Annotated in this window: 23 protein-coding genes and 1 tRNA gene; 16 read left to right on the top strand and 8 right to left on the bottom strand. The window is 62.7% G+C overall.

Annotation, left to right across the window (positions count from 1 at the left end):
- Nucleotides 1-70 precede the first annotated feature (70 nt).
- Nucleotides 71-244 carry a 50S ribosomal protein L32 gene (rpmF, locus tag KBX14_RS02300; RefSeq protein ID WP_070362826.1) on the bottom strand — a complete coding sequence of 58 codons (174 nt, stop codon included), beginning with the start codon at nt 242-244 and terminating at the stop codon, nt 71-73.
- 19 nt (nt 245-263) lie between these two features.
- Nucleotides 264-536 (bottom strand): type B 50S ribosomal protein L31, encoded by a 273-nt coding sequence (locus KBX14_RS02295; protein ID WP_038589209.1) that lies wholly within the window; start codon nt 534-536, stop codon nt 264-266.
- A 374-nt stretch (nt 537-910) separates the two neighbouring features.
- Between KBX14_RS02295 and rpmB the strand changes: the two genes are divergently transcribed.
- Genes rpmB through rpsR form a run of 4 tightly spaced genes read left to right on the top strand, consistent with a single transcriptional unit; the run spans nt 911 to nt 1884 of the window.
- The gene (gene rpmB, locus KBX14_RS02290; RefSeq protein ID WP_070362827.1) at nt 911-1147 is read left to right on the top strand and encodes a 50S ribosomal protein L28; all 237 of its coding nucleotides are present in this window, start codon (nt 911-913) and stop codon (nt 1145-1147) included.
- On the top strand, nt 1147-1311 hold the full coding sequence (gene rpmG, locus KBX14_RS02285; protein WP_070362828.1) for a 50S ribosomal protein L33: 165 nt from the start codon (nt 1147-1149) through the stop codon (nt 1309-1311). The genes rpmB and rpmG overlap by 1 nt, the downstream gene beginning before the upstream one ends.
- A 3-nt stretch (nt 1312-1314) precedes the next feature.
- Nucleotides 1315-1620, top strand: coding sequence for a 30S ribosomal protein S14 (gene rpsN, locus KBX14_RS02280; protein ID WP_070362829.1), 306 nt, complete (start codon nt 1315-1317; stop codon nt 1618-1620).
- A 12-nt stretch (nt 1621-1632) separates the two neighbouring features.
- Nucleotides 1633-1884, top strand: coding sequence for a 30S ribosomal protein S18 (rpsR, locus tag KBX14_RS02275; RefSeq protein WP_070362830.1), 252 nt, complete (start codon nt 1633-1635; stop codon nt 1882-1884).
- 159 nt (nt 1885-2043) lie between these two features.
- On the opposite strand, the gene purH is transcribed toward rpsR, so the two are convergent.
- From purH to KBX14_RS02260, 3 genes are read right to left on the bottom strand one after another with little or no spacing between them, the layout of a single operon-like run.
- Nucleotides 2044-3570: a bifunctional phosphoribosylaminoimidazolecarboxamide formyltransferase/IMP cyclohydrolase gene (gene purH, locus KBX14_RS02270; RefSeq protein WP_070362831.1), complete on the bottom strand. Its 1527-nt coding sequence runs from the start codon at nt 3568-3570 to the stop codon at nt 2044-2046.
- Nucleotides 3567-4160 (bottom strand): phosphoribosylglycinamide formyltransferase, encoded by a 594-nt coding sequence (gene purN, locus KBX14_RS02265; RefSeq protein ID WP_070976117.1) that lies wholly within the window; start codon nt 4158-4160, stop codon nt 3567-3569. The genes purH and purN overlap by 4 nt, the downstream gene beginning before the upstream one ends.
- 15 nt (nt 4161-4175) lie before the next feature.
- Nucleotides 4176-5441 (bottom strand): DUF6350 family protein, encoded by a 1266-nt coding sequence (locus KBX14_RS02260; RefSeq protein WP_256000364.1) that lies wholly within the window; start codon nt 5439-5441, stop codon nt 4176-4178.
- Between the two features lie 232 nt (nt 5442-5673).
- Here KBX14_RS02260 and KBX14_RS02255 point away from each other — a divergent pair, with 232 nt between their 5' ends.
- Entirely contained in the window at nt 5674-6390 is a 717-nt protein-coding gene (locus KBX14_RS02255) for a M23 family metallopeptidase (protein ID WP_256041772.1), read from the top strand.
- A gap of 308 nt (nt 6391-6698) precedes the next feature.
- The gene (locus KBX14_RS02250; RefSeq protein WP_070362835.1) at nt 6699-7388 is read left to right on the top strand and encodes a M23 family metallopeptidase; all 690 of its coding nucleotides are present in this window, start codon (nt 6699-6701) and stop codon (nt 7386-7388) included.
- Here the strand turns inward: KBX14_RS02250 and pcrA are convergent, their stop codons facing one another.
- A complete protein-coding gene (pcrA, locus tag KBX14_RS02245; RefSeq protein ID WP_256041771.1) occupies nt 7389-9719 on the bottom strand; it encodes a DNA helicase PcrA in 2331 nt (776 codons plus the stop codon). It lies immediately after the preceding gene.
- Between the two features lie 61 nt (nt 9720-9780).
- Between pcrA and KBX14_RS02240 the strand changes: the two genes are divergently transcribed.
- The 3 genes from KBX14_RS02240 (at nt 9781) to KBX14_RS02230 (ending at nt 12493) form a co-directional block, all read left to right on the top strand.
- Entirely contained in the window at nt 9781-10074 is a 294-nt protein-coding gene (locus tag KBX14_RS02240; RefSeq protein ID WP_070362837.1) for a chorismate mutase, read from the top strand.
- A gap of 72 nt (nt 10075-10146) precedes the next feature.
- Complete coding sequence (gene pgi, locus KBX14_RS02235; RefSeq protein WP_070362838.1) at nt 10147-11787, top strand: glucose-6-phosphate isomerase; 1641 nt, start codon at nt 10147-10149, stop codon at nt 11785-11787.
- Between the two features lie 67 nt (nt 11788-11854).
- Nucleotides 11855-12493, top strand: coding sequence for a DedA family protein (locus KBX14_RS02230; RefSeq protein WP_141742262.1), 639 nt, complete (start codon nt 11855-11857; stop codon nt 12491-12493).
- On the opposite strand, the gene KBX14_RS02225 is transcribed toward KBX14_RS02230, so the two are convergent.
- On the bottom strand, nt 12438-13265 hold the full coding sequence (locus tag KBX14_RS02225; protein ID WP_256041851.1) for a DNA-formamidopyrimidine glycosylase family protein: 828 nt from the start codon (nt 13263-13265) through the stop codon (nt 12438-12440). The genes KBX14_RS02230 and KBX14_RS02225 overlap by 56 nt on opposite strands.
- Before the next feature lie 10 nt (nt 13266-13275).
- Here KBX14_RS02225 and KBX14_RS02220 point away from each other — a divergent pair, with 10 nt between their 5' ends.
- The gene (locus tag KBX14_RS02220) at nt 13276-13503 is read left to right on the top strand and encodes a hypothetical protein (RefSeq protein WP_070362839.1); all 228 of its coding nucleotides are present in this window, start codon (nt 13276-13278) and stop codon (nt 13501-13503) included.
- Nucleotides 13504-13578: 75 nt separating this feature from the next.
- Entirely contained in the window at nt 13579-15009 is a 1431-nt protein-coding gene (locus tag KBX14_RS02215) for an HNH endonuclease signature motif containing protein (RefSeq protein ID WP_256041770.1), read from the top strand.
- Between the two features lie 14 nt (nt 15010-15023).
- Here the strand turns inward: KBX14_RS02215 and KBX14_RS02210 are convergent, their stop codons facing one another.
- Nucleotides 15024-19655: an ATP-dependent helicase gene (locus KBX14_RS02210; RefSeq protein ID WP_256041769.1), complete on the bottom strand. Its 4632-nt coding sequence runs from the start codon at nt 19653-19655 to the stop codon at nt 15024-15026.
- 77 nt (nt 19656-19732) lie between these two features.
- Between KBX14_RS02210 and KBX14_RS02205 the strand changes: the two genes are divergently transcribed.
- The 5 genes from KBX14_RS02205 to KBX14_RS02185 all read left to right on the top strand — a co-directional run bounded on the left by KBX14_RS02205 (nt 19733) and on the right by KBX14_RS02185 (nt 22228).
- Complete coding sequence (locus KBX14_RS02205) at nt 19733-20509, top strand: 3'(2'),5'-bisphosphate nucleotidase CysQ (protein ID WP_070362842.1); 777 nt, start codon at nt 19733-19735, stop codon at nt 20507-20509.
- Entirely contained in the window at nt 20506-21306 is an 801-nt protein-coding gene (locus tag KBX14_RS02200) for a thymidylate synthase (protein WP_070362843.1), read from the top strand. Before KBX14_RS02205 ends, KBX14_RS02200 begins: the two co-directional genes overlap by 4 nt.
- A complete protein-coding gene (locus tag KBX14_RS02195) occupies nt 21306-21797 on the top strand; it encodes a dihydrofolate reductase (protein WP_070976102.1) in 492 nt (163 codons plus the stop codon). Before KBX14_RS02200 ends, KBX14_RS02195 begins: the two co-directional genes overlap by 1 nt.
- On the top strand, nt 21794-22075 hold the full coding sequence (locus KBX14_RS02190) for a mycoredoxin (protein ID WP_256041768.1): 282 nt from the start codon (nt 21794-21796) through the stop codon (nt 22073-22075). The genes KBX14_RS02195 and KBX14_RS02190 overlap by 4 nt, the downstream gene beginning before the upstream one ends.
- Before the next feature lie 80 nt (nt 22076-22155).
- A tRNA-Arg gene (locus tag KBX14_RS02185) sits at nt 22156-22228 on the top strand.
- The last annotated feature ends 179 nt before the right edge of the window (nt 22229-22407 follow it).

The following is a 22407-nucleotide window of genomic DNA, read 5'->3' as shown; positions in this document are numbered from 1 at the left end:
ACACCGGACTGTCAGATACATGAAAAAGCCGGGCCCGTTGGGCCCGGCGAACGCTTATAGTAAGGCGCTTTTAGAACTGCTCGACGTCAATCAAGCCAGCCTGTGCAGCCTTGAGCAGGCGACGTGGGATACGTACTTCCTGGCCGTCAACCTTCGCGGTGATCAGCGGCGCATTGTCAGCCTTCCACTGCGAACGACGCATACGGGTGTTCGCGCGGGACTTCTTAAACTTAGGGGTTGCCATTGTTGTTTCTCCTTACGCCCTATTTTGCGGTCTTCTTCTTGCGGCGAGCCATACCGCCGAAGCGCTGGTTGAACTTCTCAACGCGGCCAGCGGTGTCCATGAGACGCTGTGCGCCGGTCCAGAACGGGTGGGACTCAGCGGTCACATCAACGACGATGAGCGGGTACTCGTTGCCGTCTTCCCAGGTATCGGTGCGGTCGGAGGTCTTGGTGGAGCGCGTCAGGAACTTGTGGCCCGTGTTCGCGTCCTGGAAGATTACCGGGTGGTAATCCGGATGGATATCCTTTTTCATATGTGAGTTCGTCTCCCTCAGGATTGATACTTCAGGTCGGTTCCCCACTTGGGGATCGTGCCTGAGTTGGGTGCGAATGATTCATGTCCGCCCAGCTGTTCACTGGACAACTTTGCACATATTACAGGGTGAATCCGGTTTTACATAATCAAGTTCCACCAACGCCACCGACAAACAACCGGTAGGTGTGCGAAATAGAATTATGCATTTCCTTGCTGGACGTGTATTGTTGACTCTCGCTGTTGTCGAAGTACACGTATACGCCTACGTCAACCGATTACTCAGATACTTTGTCGCGGACCCTCACTCCGCATTTCCGTATCTAACTTTTCAGTGATCAGTGCGTGGGCGGCAGAAGAGAAAGAAGTCAACCCATGTCGGCACATTGCCAGGTCACGGGACGGAAGCCACAGTTCGGCAAGACCGTCTCCCACTCGCACCGCCGCCACTCGCGTCGTTGGAACCCCAACGTACAGAAGCGCCGGTTCTACCTGCCCTCCGAGGGCCGTACCATCACCCTGACCGTTTCCACGAAGGGTCTGAAGGTCATCGACCGCGACGGAATTGAGTCCGTCGTAGCTAAGATCCGTGCACGAGGTGAGAAGATCTAATGGCACGCAACGATATTCGCCCGATCATCAAGCTGAAGAGCACTGCGGGCACAGGTTTCACCTATGTAACCCGTAAGAACAAGCGCAACAACCCAGATCGCATCTCTCTGAAGAAGTACGATCCGGTTGTTCGCAAGCACGTCGAATTCCGCGAGGAGCGATAAGTTATGGCTAAAAAGTCCAAGATCGCCAAGAACGAAAAGCGCAAGGAGATCGTCGCTCGCTACGCTGAGCGTCGTAACGAGCTGAAGGCAATCATCCGCAACCCGGAGACCTCTGACGAGGACCGTCTGGACGCTCAGTTTGAGCTGAACCGCCAGCCTCGCGACGCCTCCCCTGTTCGCGTGCGCAACCGCGACTCCCGCGATGGTCGCCCACGTGGTTACCTCCGTAAGTTCGGTATTTCCCGTGTCCGTATGCGCGAGATGGCTCACCGCGGTGAGCTGCCTGGCGTCCGTAAGTCTTCGTGGTAAGGAGGATGACCAATGAAGCGCAATAATAACCATCGCAAGGCGCGCATGGAGCAGTCCCGCCGCCCGAAGAAGAACCCGTTGAAGGCCAAGGGCATCGAGAAGGTCGACTACAAGGACCTCGACACCCTTCGTCTGTTCATCTCTGATCGTCACAAGATCCGTTCCCGCCGTGTTACCGGTCTTTCCCCACAGCAGCAGCGTGAAGTTGCTACTGCGGTGAAGAACGCACGCGAGATGGCTCTTCTGCCGTTCACCAGCCGCTAAAGTTCGGTTGACGATAACAGCGTAGAGTCTTTCGACGAACTCCCGCCCCCTGGTTTCCAGGCGCGGGAGTTTTTTCATCCCCTGTTGAAGCTGACACGCGGCACGACAAAAGGCCCCCACGTCCGTGGGGGCCTTCGGTATGTCTCGGGTTAGGCGATACTAGTGCGCAAAGTGGCGCGTACCGGTCACGTACATTGCGACGCCAGCGTCTTCTGCGGCCTTAATGACTTCCTCGTCGCGGATGGAGCCACCAGGCTGCACGACGGCACGCACTCCGGCGTCCGCGAGGATCTGGAATCCATCTGCGAATGGGAAGAACGCGTCGGAGGCGGCGACGGCACCGTTGGTACGGTTGCGGCCCTCGTCGAGCGAGTTAGCGCGGTCGACGGCCAGCTTCGCGGAATCGACGCGGTTGACCTGCCCCATGCCGATGCCGACGGTAGCGCCGTCGTGCGCAACGAGGATTGCGTTCGACTTCACGCAGCGTACTGCACGCCACGCGAACACGAGGTCCGACATGGTTGCGTCGTCGACGGCTTCGCCTGCCACTAGCTTCCAGTTTTCTGGGTTATCGCCCTCGGCCTGGAACGCGTCGCGCTCCTGGAGAAGGAAGCCGCCGGAGATCTGCTTGATCTCCTCGGTGTCTTGGCCTGGCTCCACTTCGAGGATGCGAAGGTTCTTCTTGGTCTGCAGCAGCTCGAGTGCATCCGGCGCGTAGGAAGGCGCGATGATGACCTCGGTAAAGATTGGCTTGACCTGCTCGGCAAGCTCGAGCGTGACCTCGCGGTTCGTCGCAATGACGCCGCCGTACGCAGATACAGGGTCGCAGGCGTGCGCCTTTCGGTGCGCGTCAGCGATGGACACCCCAGATACTGCGACGCCACACGGGTTGGCGTGCTTGATGATTGCGACGCACGGTTCTTCGTGGTCCCAGGCTGCGCGCCACGCGGCGTCGGCATCCTGGTAGTTGTTGTAGCTCATTTCCTTGCCGCCGTACTGAGTGGCGTCGGCAAGGCCCCAGCCCTCGTTGATGACGCTTGCCGCCTGGTGCGGGTTCTCACCGTAGCGCAGCGCACCGTCCTCGTCGTCGCCGAGCTGCTCCGCAAACCAGTCTGCAACGGCGGCGTCGTACTCTGCGGTGTGCGCGAACGCCGCAGCCGCCAGTTCGCGGCGCTGCTCGAGGGTGAATCCACCCTGCTCAACTGCTTCTTGCGCCAGCTGGTACTGGTCCGGGGAGGTCAGGATCGCCACTGATGGGTGGTTCTTCGCTGCTGCGCGGACCATGGAAGGACCGCCGATGTCGATCTGCTCGACGCATTCATCGAACTCCGCGCCGGACGCAACCGTTTCCTCGAATGGGTACAGGTTGACCACAACGAGCTCGAACGGTGCAACTCCGAGTTCCTCGAGCTGTTGCTTGTGGCTGTCCTTGCGGAGGTCTGCCAGGATGCCTGCGTGCACGTGTGGATGCAGCGTCTTCACGCGGCCTTCAAGTACCTCTGGAAATCCGGTGACTTCCGATACTTCGGTGACGGGCACACCGCTTGCGGCGATCTTTTTAGCAGTCGAACCAGTAGAGACAATTTCCACACCGGCCGAGTGGAGCGCCTTGGCAAGCGGCTCAAGATCGGTCTTGTCGTACACGCTCACGAGCGCTCGACGAATAGGTGTGCGTTCGTTGTTCATTCGAAAGTGACCTTTCCTTCATGTATCGAAGCAGTAGCTAGTAGCTCAGTAACCTGACGGCGCTCTTCTTGCTTAATCCGTTCGTGCAGCGAGGACTCCGTATCCCCTGGCTGCACCAGCACGGGGCGCTGCGCAATGATGCGGCCTGTGTCCATCCCGTCGTCGACAAAGTGGACGGTGCAGCCGGTGACCTTGACGCCGTAAGCGAGGGCGTCGCGCACCGCGTGCGCTCCTGGGAAAGCAGGCAAGAGCGAAGGGTGAGTGTTAATTGTTTTACCTTCGTAGACATCCAAGAATGGGCGCCCCAAAATGCGCATAAACCCTGCGGAAACAACAAGGTCCGGGCTGCAACTAGAGACGGTTTCCGCAAGGTGGGCATTCCACGCGTCACGGTCCTTTTCCATTTCCACGATTGCAGTCGGGATGCCTGCGTTCTTCGCCCTCTCGATTGCCGGACACACTTGGTCCGCAACAACTAGGTCAACACGGTATACACAAGGGTGGGCGTCCTGGTAGTCCATAATCGCCCGCAAGAGCGTTCCAGTACCAGAAACAAGGACGGCCACAGATAAAGCTTTATCAGCACTCACGGTTCATCAGTGTAGTCATTCTTCTTCCGCGTGTGAGCGGTTCAAGAAAGTTCGCACAAAGCGCACAAGCCACACCAATCCGCCCACGCCGACGGTCCATATAAAGAGGAAAAGCACTGCGGAAGCTAGGTCAGCGCCAACGACGCCGTACGCCCCCGCGTGCCCACGCGCGAGTAGGAGGCAGACGGCGAACATCGCTGCACTCCACGAGCCAATGGCGGCGACTTCTACCATCGTTGACGTCCGCCGCACGAAGAACGCGCACAGGATGGTCACGGGCACGGCGAGGAGGACGGCTGCCCACGGCGCGACTGTCGCAGGGATTGCCGCGAAGAGTGGGAACGGGGGTAAGGGGACGGAGAGGACGTCGAAAAGCGACACTTCCCCTCTGCCGACGTGGAAGGAACCGCCGAGAAGCACTGCGAGCGTGCCCACGACAGCATTCGGAAGGTACAAGATGCTCAGGACGAGCAGCATGATGGCGCTCCCCCACCCGGAGTTGGGGTATGCCGCGTAGGCTTCGCCAATGCTTGGGTAGCGCGCGGCGAGCACGAGGAGCAGCACAAGTCCGCACCCCGCGCATAGAAAGAGGAGAAGCAGGCTCGCAGCGCGGGCCGTATCGACGGCCACCACCGGCACACGGACCGTGGTGGCGAGGGCCTGCCAGAGCACATGCCGAATGCCAAAGAGGAAGCCGATGAGATGGATGCAAGGCGGTAGCACTAGCGCTTGCCATGCGGGTGGTGGTTCTATCGCGAAGACTGCGGAGGCGTCAGTCACCATGAACAGCGCCATCGCGCTTGCAAGCAGCGGCAGCACAATCACCAGGCCAGCGATCACCGCGAGATCCAAGATGCTGACCTGCTTCGCGGTTGCGGCACGTACTCGCCACGCCATGAGGGCGGCGATCCCAATGGCTGGAAGCAGCGGCACCTGAGACAAGTACACGCCGTCGATCGTGAGGGATACTCCGTGAAGGGCAAACCATGTTTGCCCGATTGCGGCGGGCAGGTACGCAGTCTTCCATCCACCAATCAGGAGCGTCGCGGCGCAGACTGCAACGATGCCAAGGATGACATCGAGCGTCGGGATACCTATATAAGGGAGGTACGTCCGAATACGCGTCTTCCAGGTGCGCTCCTCCGGCGGAACGGTGTCGGCATCAGGCTTTCTTTTCGACGCCCACTTCGCACCGCGCCGTGCATTACTCAGGAAACCGCGACCGCTGCCCCGCGAGGAGCGGTCCACCGGTGATGATTGAGGTCTTGTTTTCTTCGACATTGCGCCTTATATTGCCATTGGTTGACCATTTTCTGCCGTTCGACACTACCGCATTCCACTCACTGCCTGGCGTTTTAGGCGATGTAACGTAATACACAAAGAAAACGATTAAGAAATACTCAGGTTATAGCTTGCCTTAGCGCATTCGATTCATTACAGTTACCTCTCGTAGATAACAGGAAGGTTACAAACGTTACAGTTCTGTAACCAACGGGAAGTCTAAAGAGGGTCCATGCTCCACTCAACGAAATCAGCTGGCAAGCACCGCAAGCAGTCCCCTAACAAGGGTCGCGTCGCAATGGTTGCCGTTGCCACTGGTGCCGTCTCCACCGCTGGACTCTCTGGCGCTGCCGCAGCTGCGCTTCAGGGCGATGGCTCCCAACAAGCTGACAGCTACACCCTCGCCGCAGATACCGACCAGCTCACGGCACTGACCGATGAGGCTGCTCCACAGATCCTCGCTATCGCGGAATACAAGCCGGTTGAGAACCTTGCGGATCAGCTCGTGAAGGCAGTCGCACATTCCGAGGAGGTCGCACGCGCCGATGAAGCCGCTCGCGCACCGCTGGTTGTGAAGCCAGCTGAGGGCGTGTTCACCTCCGGATTTGGCCCTCGCTGGGGTTCCTTCCACTCTGGCGTCGACATCGCCAACGTGAATGGCACGCCAATCCTGGCAGTCATGGACGGCACGGTCATCGACTCCGGCCCGGCACAGGGCTACGGCAACTGGATCCGCATCCGACACGAGGATGGCTCTGTCTCCGTATATGGCCACATGGATTCCCTCTACGCTTCCGTCGGTCAGGTTGTGCACGCTGGCGAACTGATCGCCGGTATGGGTAGCCAGGGCTTCTCCACCGGCTCACACCTGCACTTCGAGATCCACCCAGATGGCAACACTCCTGTTGACCCGGCGACGTGGCTCGCAGAGCGTGGCATTCAGCTCTAAATCCAAAACTTCAGACCGCTGTGGCTCATATATGAGTCACGGCGGTTTTTTCTTTTTCGACACACCAGCCGGGGGTACCGTCACCTACCCCCGCCATAAACCACATTGGTACCATTGTTCCCATCTGCCACATTCGTCACGGGCGCCCAGCCAGCGAGTTTGCGGTTGTTCTAGAAGCATTCGAACATACTTTTCCCTCCCTACCTGCGGTTACGCATTGCTAAGCCCACGGGAGGTGACTAAGTTTTTTCGCTGTATGTGGCTGCAGCGTGGCCACCCGGATTTTTTAGAAAAGGTTGCTTCTCCGTATGAATCGCACAGTACTTTCGGCACTTGCCGTCGCGACTGCGTCCATGCTCACTCTCACCGCTTCCCCTGCGAACGCTGTAGGTCTCACGCTGAACGGCGCTCCGATTGACCACAATCAGGCCGTGAAGGCTGTTGCGCAAGCAGCAGACACGATTCTGGATAGCGGTGCAACCCTGCGCGTCGGAGAGTACTCACTCGTGTACGACCCGCGCGTCATTCAGGAAAACCTCGGTCTCTCCTTCCAGCAGGAAGGCGCGAACGGTGGCGTCCGCTACCAGCGTGGCCGCACCGCCGATGGCCGCACGGTCGTCACCCCGGCAACGGGGACGTTTACGTCCGGGTTCGGCCCACGCTGGGGCACAGTCCACCAAGGCATCGATATTGCGAACAACCTCGGCTCCCCGATCTACGCCGTGATGGATGGCACCGTCATCAACGCCGGCCCGGCCCAGGGCTTCGGCAACTGGGTCGTAATCAAGCACGACGGCGGCGAGGTCTCCGTTTACGGCCACATGGCGGTCTACAACGTCAGCGTCGGGCAGCGCGTGACCGCCGGCCAGCAGATCGCGCAGATCGGCAACGAAGGCTTCTCCACCGGGCCGCACCTCCACTTCGAGATCCACCCAGATGGCGTGACACCAGTAGACCCTGTGCCGTGGTTCGCGCAGGCCGGTATCCGCATCCAGTAGTTAGAGCTTTTCCATCGGGACTCCGCCGATCAGCATCAGGCGGACTGTCCCGGAGGAACCAAAGTCTATCGTCACGGTTTCTCGCACTCCCGCGCCATCGACGGCCAGTACGGTACCCAGCCCGTACTTTGCATGGTTAACCCGGTCCCCGACCGCCAGCTGCAGGTCCTTGTTCACCTTGGTCCTGCTGCTACCGCCGCGCGACTGCGACCGCCCAAACCCGTTGCCACGGCTCCGACCACCAGTGGACCACGGTGAATGCGAAGAGCCCGAAGAATACGTGGGCTCCTCACGCTTCCAATCGATGAGTTCCTGCGGAATCTCCCCAAGGAATCGGCTCGCCGGGTTTGTCACCGGGCTCCCCCATGAGGACCGCACCATCGCGCGCGTCAGGTAAAGGCGCTTACGCGCACGGGTGATGCCGACATACGCCAGGCGACGCTCTTCGGCGAGCTCCGCCGGATCCCCCAAGGCGCGCAGGTGCGGGAACTGCCCGTCTTCCCACCCAGTCACAAACACGACGGGGAACTCAAGACCCTTTGCGGTGTGCAGCGTCATCAACGTGACTACGCCCTGATCGTTCTCAGGAAGCTGATCGGCGTCAGCGACGAGCGCCACCTTCTCCAGGAAGGCTTGTAGAGTTCCTGGCAGCGGTTCACCCTCGTCGAAGATCTCCGAAATTTCCTCGTCGCTTAGGTACGCCAGCTGCAGTGCAGACTCCGAGGAATACTCGCGCGCGACGGACACCAACTCATTCAGGTTGTCCAAGCGCGTCGCGTCCTGTGGGTCGTTCGACTGCTCCAACTGCGCTTTGTACCCGGTGACGTCTAGAATCGTGGAGACCAGCTCCCCGAGGTCACTGTTGCCAGCCTCTTCCTGCTGGTCCGCTGCCATTTCCTCGCGCAATTCATCCATCATGGTGACAAAACCATTGATGGCGTTCTTCGCGCGCGTACCCAGTGCGTCAATGCCGCCATCTGCCGCAACCCGCAGCGCTTGGCCGAAGCTCACCGAGTAGGTCTGCGCGTACAGCGCCACCGTGGACTGCGCCTTATCCCCGATGGCACGCTTTGGCTCGTTAATAATCCTGCGTAGGCTGACCGTGTCGTCCGGGTTTTCTAGCGCCTTGAGGTAGGCCACGATATCGCGAACCTCTTTGCGCTCATAGAAGCGCGTGCCGCCTACCACCTTGTACGGGATCCCGGTGCGAATGAAGATGTCTTCCAACGCACGCGATGCATTGTTGGTGCGGTACATGATCGCGATGTCGGAGTAGGGCACTCCACTGTCTGTGAGCCGGTCGATCTCGCCAGCGATAAACCGGGCCTCGTCGTGCTCGTTGTCCGCGACGTAGCCGACGATCTGGTCGCCGGTGCCGTGGTCCGTCCACAGCTTCTTCGGGCGCCGCCCGGTGTTCTGGGAAATCACCGCGTTGGCGGCGTCCAAGATGGTTTGCGTCGAGCGGTAGTTCTGCTCCAGCACGATGGTGGTTGCGTCGGGGTAGTCGCGCTCAAACTCCTCGATGTTGCGGATCGTCGCGCCACGGAACGCGTAAATGGACTGGTCGGAGTCGCCGACTACGGCAAGCTCAGAAGCCTCAGGCCCCTTGCCCACCAGGGTGTGGATGAGTTCGTACTGCGCATGGTTCGTGTCCTGGTACTCGTCCACGAGTACGTGGCGGAAGCGGCGTCGATAATAATCCGCAACCTGCGGGTGCTCCTTGAAGATCCGCACGATCTCCCCGATGAGGTCGTCGAAATCGACGGCGTTCGCGGCGCGCAGGCGGCGCTGGTACTCAGCGAACACCTTGGCCACAGTGGAGTCGAAGGGGTTGTGGGTGCGCTGTGCGTCATCGGCCGCCTGCTGCTCGTCGATGAGCTCGTTCTTGAGGTTCGAGATCGCGTTTGCGAGCACCCGGGGTGAAAACTTCTTCAGGTCGAGATTGTTCTCTTTGGCAATCATCGAGAGCAGCCGGCGGGAATCGTCGGCGTCATAGATACTGAAGTTCGTGTTCAGCCCAGGAACGAGCTGGGCCTGCTGGCGGAGGATCCGCACACAGATCGAGTGAAAGGTTGCCACCCACATCCGCTCGGTCTGCGGCCCGATAAGCGCAGCGACGCGCTCCTTCATCTCCGCGGCAGCCTTGTTAGTAAATGTAATCGCCAGGACCTGCCAGGGCGCGACGCCTCGCTCCTGCAGCAGGAATGCGATGCGCCTGGTCAGTACTGCGGTTTTGCCCGACCCAGCGCCCGCGACAATCAGAAGAGGCGAGCCGCTGTGGCGCACGGCGGCTTCCTGTTGTGGGTTGAGTCCTAGCGTCAGATCATTCATGTCACACACCCTAACTCACACCCCGGACACAACCGCTGGAGCAGTGGCATAATGAGCAACCATGAGTGACTTCGAAATCCGCATGCCGTCCGGGACGGACGATCCGCTCTCCGATGCGGAGATCCAGCAGTACCGCAAAGAGATTGACCGCCTCGACCGTGTGATTTTGGACGCGATTAAGCGTCGCACCAAGGTGTCGAAGGCGATCGGCAAGACGCGGATGGGGTCAGGCGGCACAAAGCTTGTGCACACCCGCGAGGTCGCGATCATTAACCAATTCCGCGATGAGCTTGGGGAGGAAGGCCCGGCGCTGGCAAATATCTTGCTGCGCCTGGGACGCGGAAAGCTGGGCTAGCCCCAACAAAGCACTCCCCAACTTTCGTAGTACCATATCAAGGCAGACAACCATCCGTTTCAAGGAGGAACTATGTCCGATATCACCGCCACGCCAGCCTGGTCTAACTTGGAGAAGCTCCACGCCTCCAAGGCTGATACGACCCTGCGCGAGCTCTTCGACCGCGACGCAGACCGCGCGAAGAAGCTCACCTTCGACGCAGCAGGGCTGCACGTTGACCTTTCCAAGCAGCTTATCGACGCCGACGTCGTCGATGCGCTCGTCTCCCTCGCAGAAACCGCACAGCTTCGCACCAAGATCGACGCGATGTTCGCGGGCGAGCACATCAACGACACCGAGGACCGCGCGGTGCTGCACACGGCGCTGCGCCTTCCGGTAGAGGCCAACCTTGAGGTCGACGGCCAAGACGTAGCGGCGGACGTGCATGAGGTGCTGGGCCGGATGCGTGACTTCGCATCGGCGCTTCGCTCCGGCGAATGGCTGGGCCACACCGGACACACCATTAAGAAGATCGTCAACATTGGTATTGGTGGTTCGGACCTGGGCCCTGCGATGGCAACCAAGGCGCTGCGCGCCTACGCAACCGCGGGCATTACCGCAGAGTTCGTCTCCAACGTCGACCCAGCGGACATCGCCGCAGTCCTCGACCGTTGCAACCCGGAAGAGACGCTGTTCGTCATCGCATCGAAGACGTTCACCACCCAGGAGACCCTGACCAACGCACACGTGGCGAAGCGCTGGCTCATCGAACAGTTCAACGGCGACGCCTCCGCTGTGGCGAAGCACTTCGTCGCAGTGTCTACGAACGCGGAAAAGGTCGCCGAGTTCGGCATCGATACCGCGAACATGTTCCCGTTCTGGAACTGGGTCGGCGGCCGCTACTCCATGGACTCCGCGATTGGCCTGAGCCTGATGGCCGTCATCGGACCGATGGACTTCATGCGCATGCTCGAGGGCTTCCACGCCATGGATGAGCACTTCCGCACCACCGAGTTCTCCCAGAACGTGCCGGTGCTGATGGGCCTGCTCAACGTCTGGTACCGCAACTTCTACAACGCCGAGACGCACGCCGTCCTGCCGTACTCCGAGGACCTTTCCCGCTTCCCTGCCTACCTGCAGCAGCTGACCATGGAGTCCAACGGCAAGTCCGTGCGCCACGACGGCACCGCGGTGACCTACAACACCGGCGAGATTTTCTGGGGCGAGCCAGGCACGAACGGCCAGCACGCATTCTTCCAGCTGCTGCACCAGGGCACCTCGCTCGTGCCGGCGGACTTCATCGGCTTCGCCACCCCGAAGGAAGACTTCCCGACCATGACCGGCGAAGGCTCCATGCACGACCTGCTGATGGGCAACTTCTTCGCACAGACGAAGGTGCTCGCGTTCGGCAAGGACCAGGCCGCCATCGAGGCCGAGGGTGTCGACGCCACGCTGGCCCCGCACAAGGTCATGCCAGGCAACCGTCCGACCACAACTATCCTGGCCGAGGAGCTGACCCCGTTCACGCTCGGCGCACTCATCGCGCTCTACGAGCACATCGTGTTCACCGAAGGTGTGATTTGGGACATCAACTCGTTTGACCAGTGGGGCGTCGAGCTCGGCAAGCAGCAGGCAAACGACCTGGCCAAGGCAGTCGCGGGCGAAGAAACTCCAGCAACCGGCGATGCTTCCACCGACGCACTGATTGGCTGGTACCGCGAAAACCGTCGCTAGCGCTTGGTGCATCACTCCTTAGTAGGGCAAGATAGGCAGTTGTTTTACCTACAACTAAGGAGTGAACGTGCAAGCCATCATCGACTGGATCGTCAACCTGATGGAGCTTCTCGGCGCCCCCGGCGTCGGGATAGCGATTTTCTTGGAGAACGTCTTCCCACCGATCCCCTCCGAGGTAGTGCTGCCGCTGGCCGGCTTCACGGTCGCGCAGGGCTCGCTGAGCTACCCGGCGGTGTTCATCTGGTCGGTGATGGGTTCCGTCGCGGGCGCGTTCTTTCTCTACGGCCTCGGTGCCTGGCTGGGCGCCGAACGCCTGCGCGCGATCGCTGACTGGATGTGGTTGGTGAAGGCGTCGGACGTCGATAAGTCCCTCGAGTGGTTTGATAAGCACGGCCGATCCTCAGTCTTCTTCGGCCGCCTGATTCCGGGGGTGCGCTCCCTCATCTCGATTCCTGCAGGCCTGGACCGCATGAACCTCGCGATGTTCGCCCTGTGGACCGGGCTCGGCTCCGCAATCTGGAACGCAATCCTGATCACGCTCGGCATGTACCTCGGCGAAAGCTGGGAGACGGTCTCCCATTACGTGGATACGTACTCGACCGTGGTCTACGTCCTGCTGATCCTGATCATGCTCGGCTTCCTGGCGTACTTCATTCGCCGCTCCATGAAGGAGAAGGCGGCTGGCACTGAGGGCACCACCAAATAACTCGCTCTAAGTCTCCCGCTCCCCCGAGAAACCCCTTCGCGATGAGCGTGCCGCACCGCCGACACGGCTTGTTGTTCCTTCCAAATACGTAGCTGGTCTCCCCGGCGCGTTTGATCCCTGTGGTCACTCGCACCGGGGAGTCTTTGTTTGCCCACATGAGGCGCCGCGCGATCGCCACATGCTTTTCGACGTCCACTTCACCCACCGTGCGCGACGGGTGCGTACCAGCGATGAAGTGAATTTCTGCGCGGTACTCATTGCCGATGCCCGCGACGAAGCGCTGATTGAGCAGCGCGCGCCCCATCTCGAGGTGCGGGTGCTCGCTGATCCTGCGCACGACCTCTTCCTGGTCGAAGTCGGGTGCCAGCATGTCCGGGCCCAGGTAGCCCATCCGCTGCGGGTACTCGCGCGCGGGGAACACCTCAACGAGGCCTAACGAATGCCCGACGAGCTCGATATCAGGCTTCGGCGCGTCCGCGAGGCGCAGCACCACCCGGGCAGTGTGGCCGGGCTTGCGCCAGCGGGTGCCCGCTCGATGGATCGCCCATGTGCCTTCCATCTTGAGGTGCGTGTGTAGCACTTGTGATTCGTGGCCTTCGCGGGAAAACTCCATGAAGAGGTGCTTGCCGTAGGGCCAGACGCGCTCGCAGATCATGCCGGTGAAATCGACGGTGGCGAAGCGCGGCACGCGAACACTCGTGGCAGTGACCTCACGGTGTTGCATCCACTGCAGGCGCTTTGACAGCTGATAGACGGAATCCCCTTCAGGCATAGTGGTATCCATGTTCCGCTTCTTACAAAACCTTTTCAACTACGGCCCCACGCCGGAGGAGTCGCTCGTCGGGTTCTTCCCCGACATGGATGCCGCCACCGAGTGGGCGCGGGGTGTGCTGGCAGAGACCGGCACCGACCCCGAAGCCGAGTTTGTTCGCGCCGTGAAAGACGTGCGCGTGGCGAACCCACGCATCGGCCTGGCCGCGGCAGCACACCTGGTCAAGCAACTGCTTTAGAATCTTTGTTCGAATCTCATTTTTTCATGTCTGACACGTCTGTATAGTCGCCCTTAGCTACTTGAAGGAGGGGACATGAACGACGTGACCAAGCTCGTTGACCAGGTCATTAACGGCCTGACGCAGCTACGCATGCTTTTCGACGACCCCTCCCCCCTCCGCCTTTCCGCCATCGCCGAAGACATCGCACGCCTCGAACACGCGATGGACAAGAAGGCCTACATCGATGCCGCCTTCGCGCAGGTCTGCGCTATCGCCGACGCCGGCAAACTCGTCGGCGCCAACTACCCGGATACCTACCTCATGGAGAAGTTGGGCATCTCCAAGGGTGAGGCATATAACCGGCTCGCGCGCGCCAAGGCGATGTTCGCTCCGGTGACGGAGCCGGACCGTGGCGATCTGCTCGATGTGGAGGAGGCGGAGCGGCGTCGTAAAGACCAGGTCCAAGCTCGCCGCCACGCCGACGCGGTTCCCGCGGCCAAGCAGGACATCATCCGGCGCGAGACCGACAGGCTGCTCAAGGCCGCCGAGGGCGAGCACATGAGCATTTACGCCCACGCCATGGAGGAAGCGAAGACCCGAGACGAGCAGGACCTGCGCCTCACGGTCAAGCGCCTCGTGGATAAGGCGAACCGGCCACACGCGAAGAAGAACCCCAACGCGGGCTTTGAGAAGCGCGAGGCCACCCTGGGCAAGGAGAACTCCGATGGCACCTATTACGTGCGCCTGGACATGACAGCAGGCGATTACGCGCTCTACAAGGCGCTGACTGACAAGGGGCTTGCGCCAAACTCCAATATCCCGCCCGATCGCCAGCAGGACCGCGACCCCCGCACCCGTGGCCAGCGCCGCTACGACCAGTTCATGGCCATCATGCGCCAATACGAGCACGGCGAGCAGGCCACTCACGGTGGCGCCGCCTCCGTGGTGGTCTCAGTGACGCTCGACGACCTCGCCGACGCCGACGCCACCACACTGTTCCAAACCAACGTCGGCGTGGAGCTGGACGCCTTCGAACTCGTGCGCCTCGGCATGGATGGCACGTCTGACTTCCTGCTCACCGTCGACGGAATCACCGGCGTGCCGCTGCACCTGGGCAGGTCCAAGCGGCTCGCCTCTGTTGGGCAACGCATCGCCATGTTTGCTATCCAGGGCGTGTGCTCCTGGGCCGGCTGCACCACCGCAATGAGCGAGTGCGAAGCCCACCACATCATTTCCTGGCTGCGCCACGGCGGCACCGACATCACCAACCTCACCGGCCTGTGCCCCACCCACCACCGGTGCAACAACGACCACCGGGACGGCTCCTTCAACAAGGGCTACATGGACTACGACTCCACCACCGGCACCGCGTTGTTGGTCAAGGCCGACGGCACCCGCCACACCAACACCTCGGACCCCGCCATGCACTCGGCGGTGAATCGGATCCGGAACAAACGGGCGATGCGGGCAGGGCCACCGGGGACTACTCACCGGCCGGTGCCTCGCGTGATACTGCGACCCTAAACCCAGCCGAAACACTAATCGTCGAAGGAGAGCCCGTCCAGATCCCCTAGGGCCTCCGTCATGCTGCGCCCGCGCCGCTTCGGAGGCGCGGCCTGCTTGCCTCCGATTCTTACGCCCTTGTGCGTCACCGCCACGCCAAGATCGCGGAGCCGGAACGCGGGCTCGCCGTTGACGGTTTCGACGTTGAGCTGGCGCATCCTCCCGGCGGCGACGGCATCCGATAGTGCGTCGATGACAAGTGGTAGCGGATCTTCGATGCCTTCCGGGAAGGTCTCGAAGAAGGTGGTGAGCTTCTTGCCGCCACGGGTGATGTGGGCCGCCAACAGCCCGTCCACGAGCACCACCATCGCGCCTGCCGATCTGGTCGGGCCGGTCACGGGCCACGGCAGCGCGGCCCCGTAGGGGTTGGCCGGGTCGGTGGCGGCGAGCACGTACACCTTTGGCTCACGCGCACCCGATGGCCAACCGGCGACGTCGTCGCTGTCCTGCTGGCCACGCAGCCGATCAATCGTCGCAGGGGTGGAGAACTGCGCTGCGCCAAGCCCCTCGATGAGGTAGCCGCGCAGCGCCTTGCCGGAGTCCTCGAACCCGGAGAGCACCTTGTACGCCAACGCGAAGCCGCCGATGACATTCTCTGCGACGACGGCGCCCTTGGTCACCACCCCGTAGCGATCCAGCCATGCCTCCCCAAGCGCGAGCGAGCGCCGGGTCGGGTCGGTGTCGGGGTGCGGGGTGGCGGCCCAGCGTCCCACCATGTCTGGCGGGGCGGTTTGCGTAAACGAGGTCCTGCCGGAGCGGATGCGGGAGCGGGACGGTCGCCGCTTCGCGCGGTGCGCGGCCTTACCACCGGCAAGGCGTGCGCGCAGCGGCGCGAAGGAATCCGGTGAAACGTGGCCGGCCTCGACAAGGTCCCACATGGATTCGCGTAGCTCTTCGGCAGTCGTCGCTGGCGTGAGCAGGTCGCTGAACAGGTAGCCTCCACCTGCTGCGAGCGTGTCCATGATGTGCTGCTGCGTGAGCGAGAGCAACGGCGGGTCGACTTGCGGCAAGAGCTGCGCGGCGTAGTCACTCGGCAGCAGCATGATCCACGGATCGTTCGCCCCCGCCGACCCAGCGCCCACAATGATGACCTCGCCGGAGGCAGTCAGCTCATCCAACATGATCGGCGAGTAGTCCCCCACCCGCGACGGCAAGATGTGGGACTCCCACGCAGAGGCCGGCAGCCGCACGCCCGCGAGCTGCTCGATGACGGAGTACACCCCGTCGGCGCCGCGTAAGGGAGGCACCGTTCCCGCCGCGGCGACGTTACTCCACGCTGGCAGGAAACGCCCGTACGCCGACGCCGATACCGGCCGGGCCTGCGCCCGCGCGACCGCCAAGGAGCGGGAACGGATCACGCGCAGGACCTCGTGCGCGACGTACTCCTGGTCGTCGACGCCTTGGCGGAAGCGCCCCTCGATGACGGAGTTGGCGTCGACAAGCGGTTGGAGCACCGCGTAGGCAGCGCCGAGCGCGAGCCCGAAGGCATCGGCAAGCGCGCGCAGCGTGAAGGGGCCGCGGGTGCGCACCCAGCGGCGCACGAGCTGGGCGAGTGCATCGGGGATGGTGGCCACCTGTGCTGCCACCCCAGGCGGAACCGGCACGCCAAGGCCGTCGCGCAGCAGCGGTGCGTCGAGCGCCTGCGCAACGTGTTCCCTGCCGCCGATGCGCACCCGCATCACGCGTGGCCCGAGCGACGCCTCCACCCCCGCGAGCGGCACCGAGGTGTACACCGCGAGCTCGTCCACAGGCACCGGGCCGGTCAGGCGCAGGGTGTCGGCGAACTGCTCCGGTGTCTCGGCGCGGCCGACCCGGCGCAGCGACGCGTCCACCTCGGTGATCACCTCCGCGTCCAACAGCTCGCGCAGCTCCACGGTGCCCAACAGTTTGGCTAGCAGTGACGGGTCCAGCGCGAGTGCCGCCGCCCGCTTCTCCGCGAGCGGAGTGTCGCCCTCGTACATGAACGCGCCGGTGTAGTTGAACAGCAGCGATGAGGCAAACGGGCTCGGCTGCTGCGTGGTCACCTCCGCGATGCAGACCCGGCGCGTCTGCAGGTCACGGATGACTTCTTGCAGGGCGGGCAGGTCGTAGACGTCCTGGAGGCACTCGCGCACCGTTTCCAGGATGATCGGAAACGACGGGTAATTCCGGGCCACATCCAACAACTGCTCGGCGCGCTGGCGCTGCTGCCACAGGGGCGCGCGCTTGCCGGGGTTGCGGCGCGGCAGCAGCAGGGCGCGGGCGGCGCACTCGCGGAACCGGGAGGCGAACAGAGCGGAGTTTCCCACCTGCTCGGTGACGATGTCGGTGATCTCGTCGGCGTCGAATTGGAACAGGGCCCCGGAGGGTTCGTGGTCGCCTTGGGGCAGGCGCAGAACGATGCCGTCGTCGCCGGCCACGGCCTGGGCGTCCATCCCGGTCTCCTGCGCGATCCGCCACCCGGCAGCCAGCGCCCACGCGGCGTTCACACCCTTGCCGAACGGCGTGTGCAGCACCACGCGCCAGTCCCCAAGCTCGTCGGTGAAGCGCTCGAGCACCAGCGTCGTCTCGTCCGGCAGCACGCCGGTGGCTTCCTCTTGCTCCTCGAGGTAGGCCCGCAGATTGTCGCGCGCGTACGCATCGAGCGAATTATCGACGCCCGCTCCGCCGCGCACCTCCCTCCTGAACGCGCCGAGCGCCTTGCCGAGTTCGTACGGGCGCCCGACGCCCTCCCCCGACCAAAACGGCAGCCTGCCGGTATGCCCCGGCGCGGGCGAGACCTGCACTTGGTCGCGCGTGATGTTTTCAATCCGCCAGCTCGTCGCTCCGAGCGTGAACACGTCGCCGACGCGGGACTCGTAGACCATTTCCTCGTCGAGCTCGCCGACGCGGCGCGGCGCCCCGCCCTCTGCTTCGGAGCCGACGAGGAAGACGCCGAACATGCCACGGTCCGGGATGGTGCCGGCATTTGTCACGGCGACGCGCTGCGCGCCCTGCAGCGCCTTGAGCACGGTACCGTCGAGCCAGGCGCGCGGCTTGAGCTCCGCGAAGTCCGTCGAGGGGTACACCCCGGTGACCAGGTCGATGACGGCGTTAAAGACATCCCGGTCGAGTGACCGGTAGGGCCAGGCGCGGGTGACGGTCTCGTACCAGTCATCGAGCTCGAGGTCCTCGACTGCCACCGCGGCCACCGTCTGCTGGGCGAGCACGTCCAGCGGGGAGCGTGGCGTGCGCAGCTCCTCGATGAGCCCGTCGCGCATCCGCGGCACGGTCACGGCCGTTTGCACCAGGTCGGAGCGGTGCTTCGGATAGAACGAGCCGTGCGAGATCGCGCCTACCGTGTGCCCGGCGCGCCCGACGCGCTGCAGCCCGGAGGCAACCGACGGCGGGGACTCCACCTGGATCACCAGCTCCACCGCACCCATGTCGATACCCAGCTCCAGGGAGGACGTCGACACGACCGCTTTGAGCGTGCCCTCTTTCAGCATCGTTTCCGTCGTGGCCCGCTCATCTTTGGACACGCTGCCATGGTGGGCACGCGCGATCACGGGCGCCGCCTCCCCCGCGAGGTCGACCCCTTTGCCCAGCTGTGCAGGGGGGCGTCGAGTAGCGGGGCTGAGCGCTTCGGGGTCGTGCTCTTTGGCCCACAGCTCGTTGAGCTGGCTGGTGAGCCGCTCCGCTGTGCGTCGCGAGTTCACGAACACGATCGTCGAGCGGTGCGCCATGACCTCCCGGTACACCGATTCCGCGATGTGCGGCCAAATCGACTTCGGCGCCGGTGGCATCAGCGCCGCGGTCTCCCCGCCGAAGTCCAGGGCGTCGTCGACGATGGCATCCCCAATTGTCGACGCCTCCTCCGGCACCGGCAGGTCACTCATATCGGCCACCGGCACCCGCACCGCGAGGTCCCAGCGCTTCTCCCCCGGCGGCTGGATGATCGTCGTGCGAGGCCCGAGGAAGTCCGCCACGGCCTCCAGCGGGCGCACCGTCGCAGACAACCCGATGCGCTGAAAGTCCCCCGCGAGGCGGCCGAGCCGCTCCAGCGACAGTGCCAGGTGCACGCCGCGCTTCGTGCCCGCGAGCGCGTGAATCTCGTCCACGATTACGGTGTCCACGGTCCGCAGGATGCCCGCGGCCTTCGACGTCAGCATCAAATACAGCGACTCAGGCGTGGTGATCAGGATGTCCGGCGGCTTGCGCACCTGGCGGGACCGCTCCGCTTGCGGGGTGTCGCCCGAGCGCACCGCCACCGACACATCCGGCATGTCCAGCCCCATGCGCTGCGCCACGCGCCCAATCCCGCCGAGCGGGGCCCGCAGGTTATTTTCGACGTCCACACCAAGGGCTTTCAGCGGCGAGATATATAAGGTGTGCACGCCGCCGTGGCTGCTGGTGTTCGCCCCGTCGATTGGCAGGGCCTGCTGCCCGTCGCGTTCCACGAGCGAATTCAGCGACCACAAAAAGGCCGCCAACGTCTTACCGGAGCCGGTAGGCGCTACCACCAGGGCGTTGCCGCCGTCGGAAATCGTGGCCCACGCCTGCTCCTGCACTGGCGTTGGCGCCTCGAATACTTCTTCAAACCAGGTCGCCACCTGCGGTTTGAAGCGTTCGAGGATTCCTTTGGCCATGCCCGCCAGAATACAGATAGTGCAGGCAGGCGAAAAGAAATGGTTCCTTTGGCTGGTTTCGCGCTAAAGTCGAAGCCATGACTGCTCAGTATTCAGACTCTCGGCTGACAAACTTAATCGCGCAAGGCACCGGCGAGATCCTCAAGGGTATTCGCGGTGTTGGCCTTCTCCGCGGACGTGAACTTGGAGAAGCCGGCGACGACCTGGCACAGAACTGGATCGCACGCGTGCTTGAGCAGCACCGCCCGGGCGATGCATTTCTGTCCGAAGAGGCAGCCGACGACCACTCCCGTCTCAGCAACAACCGCGTCTGGATCGTTGACCCACTCGACGGCACCAAGGAGTTCGCAACCGGCCGCCAAGACTGGGCCGTGCACATCGCGCTCGTCGAAGACGGGGTACCAACCCACGCTGCGGTAGGCCTGCCGGACCTTGGCGTCGTCTTCAAGTCTTCCGACGTGCGCCACGTCTCGGGGCCGTTCGCAAAGAAGATCGCTATGTCGCGCAACCGCCCGCCGGCGATCGCCCCGTTCGTTGCTGACGCCCTCGGCTTCGAGACCAGCCCGGTCGGCTCCGCAGGCGCGAAGGCAATGCACGTCCTGCTCGGTGACTTCGACGCCTACGTACACGCCGGCGGCCAGTACGAGTGGGACCAGGCAGCACCAGTTGGTGTTTCCATGGCTGCGGGCCTGCACTGCTCGCGCCTCGACGGCTCGCCGCTGAAGTACAACAACAAGGACACCTACATCCCGGACCTGCTCATCTGTCGTCCGGAGCTTGCCGACGACATCCTGGAAGCCTGCGCGAAGTACTACGACGAGCACGGCTCCTTCGAAGGGGTCGTCGCGAAGTGAGCCTGGTGACTCCGTACGAAGACCTCCTGCGCGACGTCCTGGAAAACGGCACCGATAAGGGCGACCGCACCGGCACCGGCACGCGAAGCGTCTTCGGCCGCCAGCTGCGCTACGACCTTTCCGAGTCCTTCCCCCTGCTGACCACCAAGAAGGTGTACTTCAAGGGCGTCGTGGGCGAGCTGCTGTGGTTCCTCCGCGGCGACTCCAACGTGACCTGGCTGCAGGAACACGGCGTGCGCATCTGGAACGAGTGGGCCGACGAAAATGGCGAGCTCGGCCCGGTCTACGGCGTGCAGTGGCGCTCCTGGCCCACCCCCGACGGGCAGCACGTCGACCAGATTTCACGGGCGCTCGAGCTTTTGAAGGACGACCCCAATTCGCGCCGCAACCTGGTGTCCGCGTGGAACGTCTCCGAGCTCGAGCACATGGCGCTGCTGCCGTGTCACCTGCTGTTCCAGCTGTATGTAGCTGACGGCAAGCTGAGCCTGCAGGTGTACCAGCGCTCCGCCGACATGTTCCTGGGCGTGCCGTTTAACATCGCCTCCTACGCGCTGCTCGCGCACATGTTTGCACAGCAGGCAGGTCTCGAGGTCGGCGAACTCATCTGGACCGGCGGCGACTGCCACATTTACAACAATCACTTCGACCAGGTGCGCGAGCAGCTCTCCCGCGAGCCTCGCCCCTACCCGCAGCTCAAGCTGCGGAAGGCAGAGTCGCTGTTTGACTACGACTTCTCCGACATCGAAGTCGTCGGCTACGACCCGCACCCGACGATCAAAGCGCAGGTGTCCGTCTAATGCTGGGCGCGATCTGGGCCGAAAGCATCGACGGCATCATCGGCGACGGCGTGGGCATGCCCTGGCACCTGCCTGAGGACCTGCGCCACTTCAAGGAGATCACGCTGGGCCACCCGATCATCATGGGGCGCAAGACTTGGGACCACCTCCCCATCAAGCCGCTGCCGGGCAGAACAAACCATGTGTTGTCCTCGCGCGAGCCCGGCGAGTGGTCCGACGGCGCCTTCGTGTCCCGCGACATCCCAGATTTGAAGACGTCCGCCTGGATCATCGGCGGTGGCCAGATTTACGAAGCAACCATCGACGAAGTAGACGTCATTGAACGCACGATCGTCGATGTCCACGTCGCAGACAAGCTCGGAGCGTCCGCCGTCCGCGCGCCCCGCGTCACCGATGACTTCGCTATCGTTTCTGATGGACCGTGGCAAACCTCCGCCAATGGCACCCGTTTCAAGCACCAACGCCTCGAAAGGTTAGGCCCAAAATCATGACCACTCCCGAAACCTCTTCCCACGTCACCATCTTCGCAACCGATTGGTGCCCGTTCTGCAAGAAGCTTCGCGAGCGCCTCGACCGTACCGAAACCCCTTACGACGTCGTTGACATCGAAGCCGAAGGCGCCAAGGACGCCGCCGCGTGGGTCGAGTCCGTCAACGACGGCAACCGCGTCGTCCCCACCGTCCTCTATTCTGACGGCACGCACGCGACCAACCCTGCCGCGTCCGCTGTTCGCGCGAAGCTGCGCGAACTGACCGGCGAAGAGGCCTAACACCCGGGCAAATAGCGATGCCGTCGCGGGCGCCCGCGACTTTGGCAACACTTCTGTCCTGCGGTACTGTTAGTCGAGTTGCCCCAGTAGCTCAGGGGATAGAGCACGGCTCTCCTAAAGCCGGTGTCGGAGGTTCGAATCCTCTCTGGGGCGCAAAACACCCCCGCGGCCTGCGCAAATAGGCTGCGGGGGTTTCGCATTTCTGCAAAGAACGCGAATGCACTAGCTTATCTACCCTCTTTGCGCAAGATTTGGGGGTTAAGCGACAAAATGTGTGCTTTTCTCGGCGTGTCGACTTAAGTGACAAAATGTGTGCTTTTTCAGGGGTTGGG

The organism is Corynebacterium sp. CCUG 61414 (assembly GCF_024453945.1).
GTDB classification, from domain to species: domain Bacteria; phylum Actinomycetota; class Actinomycetes; order Mycobacteriales; family Mycobacteriaceae; genus Corynebacterium; species Corynebacterium pseudogenitalium.
Note: the sequence above shows the minus strand (reverse complement) of the source record. Positions and strands in the feature narration are given on the sequence as shown.

Excerpts from the sequence above, each read along its gene's own strand:
- rpsN (WP_070362829.1), top strand. The coding sequence starts at position 1,315 with ATGGCTAAAAAGTCCAAGATCGCCAAGAACGAAAAGCGCAAGGAGATC.
- pcrA (WP_256041771.1), bottom strand. The coding sequence starts at position 9,719 with ATGAATGATCTGACGCTAGGACTCAACCCACAACAGGAAGCCGCCGTG.
- KBX14_RS02255 (WP_256041772.1), top strand. The coding sequence starts at position 5,674 with ATGCTCCACTCAACGAAATCAGCTGGCAAGCACCGCAAGCAGTCCCCT.
- rpmB (WP_070362827.1), top strand. The coding sequence starts at position 911 with ATGTCGGCACATTGCCAGGTCACGGGACGGAAGCCACAGTTCGGCAAG.
- pgi (WP_070362838.1), top strand. The coding sequence starts at position 10,147 with ATGTCCGATATCACCGCCACGCCAGCCTGGTCTAACTTGGAGAAGCTC.
- KBX14_RS02205 (WP_070362842.1), top strand. The coding sequence starts at position 19,733 with ATGACTGCTCAGTATTCAGACTCTCGGCTGACAAACTTAATCGCGCAA.
- KBX14_RS02210 (WP_256041769.1), bottom strand. The coding sequence starts at position 19,655 with ATGGCCAAAGGAATCCTCGAACGCTTCAAACCGCAGGTGGCGACCTGG.
- KBX14_RS02250 (WP_070362835.1), top strand. The coding sequence starts at position 6,699 with ATGAATCGCACAGTACTTTCGGCACTTGCCGTCGCGACTGCGTCCATG.
- rpmF (WP_070362826.1), bottom strand. The coding sequence starts at position 244 with ATGGCAACCCCTAAGTTTAAGAAGTCCCGCGCGAACACCCGTATGCGT.
- KBX14_RS02190 (WP_256041768.1), top strand. The coding sequence starts at position 21,794 with ATGACCACTCCCGAAACCTCTTCCCACGTCACCATCTTCGCAACCGAT.
- KBX14_RS02215 (WP_256041770.1), top strand. The coding sequence starts at position 13,579 with ATGAACGACGTGACCAAGCTCGTTGACCAGGTCATTAACGGCCTGACG.
- purH (WP_070362831.1), bottom strand. The coding sequence starts at position 3,570 with ATGAACAACGAACGCACACCTATTCGTCGAGCGCTCGTGAGCGTGTAC.
- KBX14_RS02260 (WP_256000364.1), bottom strand. The coding sequence starts at position 5,441 with ATGTCGAAGAAAACAAGACCTCAATCATCACCGGTGGACCGCTCCTCG.
- KBX14_RS02225 (WP_256041851.1), bottom strand. The coding sequence starts at position 13,265 with ATGCCTGAAGGGGATTCCGTCTATCAGCTGTCAAAGCGCCTGCAGTGG.
- rpmG (WP_070362828.1), top strand. The coding sequence starts at position 1,147 with ATGGCACGCAACGATATTCGCCCGATCATCAAGCTGAAGAGCACTGCG.
- rpsR (WP_070362830.1), top strand. The coding sequence starts at position 1,633 with ATGAAGCGCAATAATAACCATCGCAAGGCGCGCATGGAGCAGTCCCGC.
- KBX14_RS02240 (WP_070362837.1), top strand. The coding sequence starts at position 9,781 with ATGAGTGACTTCGAAATCCGCATGCCGTCCGGGACGGACGATCCGCTC.
- KBX14_RS02220 (WP_070362839.1), top strand. The coding sequence starts at position 13,276 with ATGTTCCGCTTCTTACAAAACCTTTTCAACTACGGCCCCACGCCGGAG.
- KBX14_RS02195 (WP_070976102.1), top strand. The coding sequence starts at position 21,306 with ATGCTGGGCGCGATCTGGGCCGAAAGCATCGACGGCATCATCGGCGAC.
- KBX14_RS02295 (WP_038589209.1), bottom strand. The coding sequence starts at position 536 with ATGAAAAAGGATATCCATCCGGATTACCACCCGGTAATCTTCCAGGAC.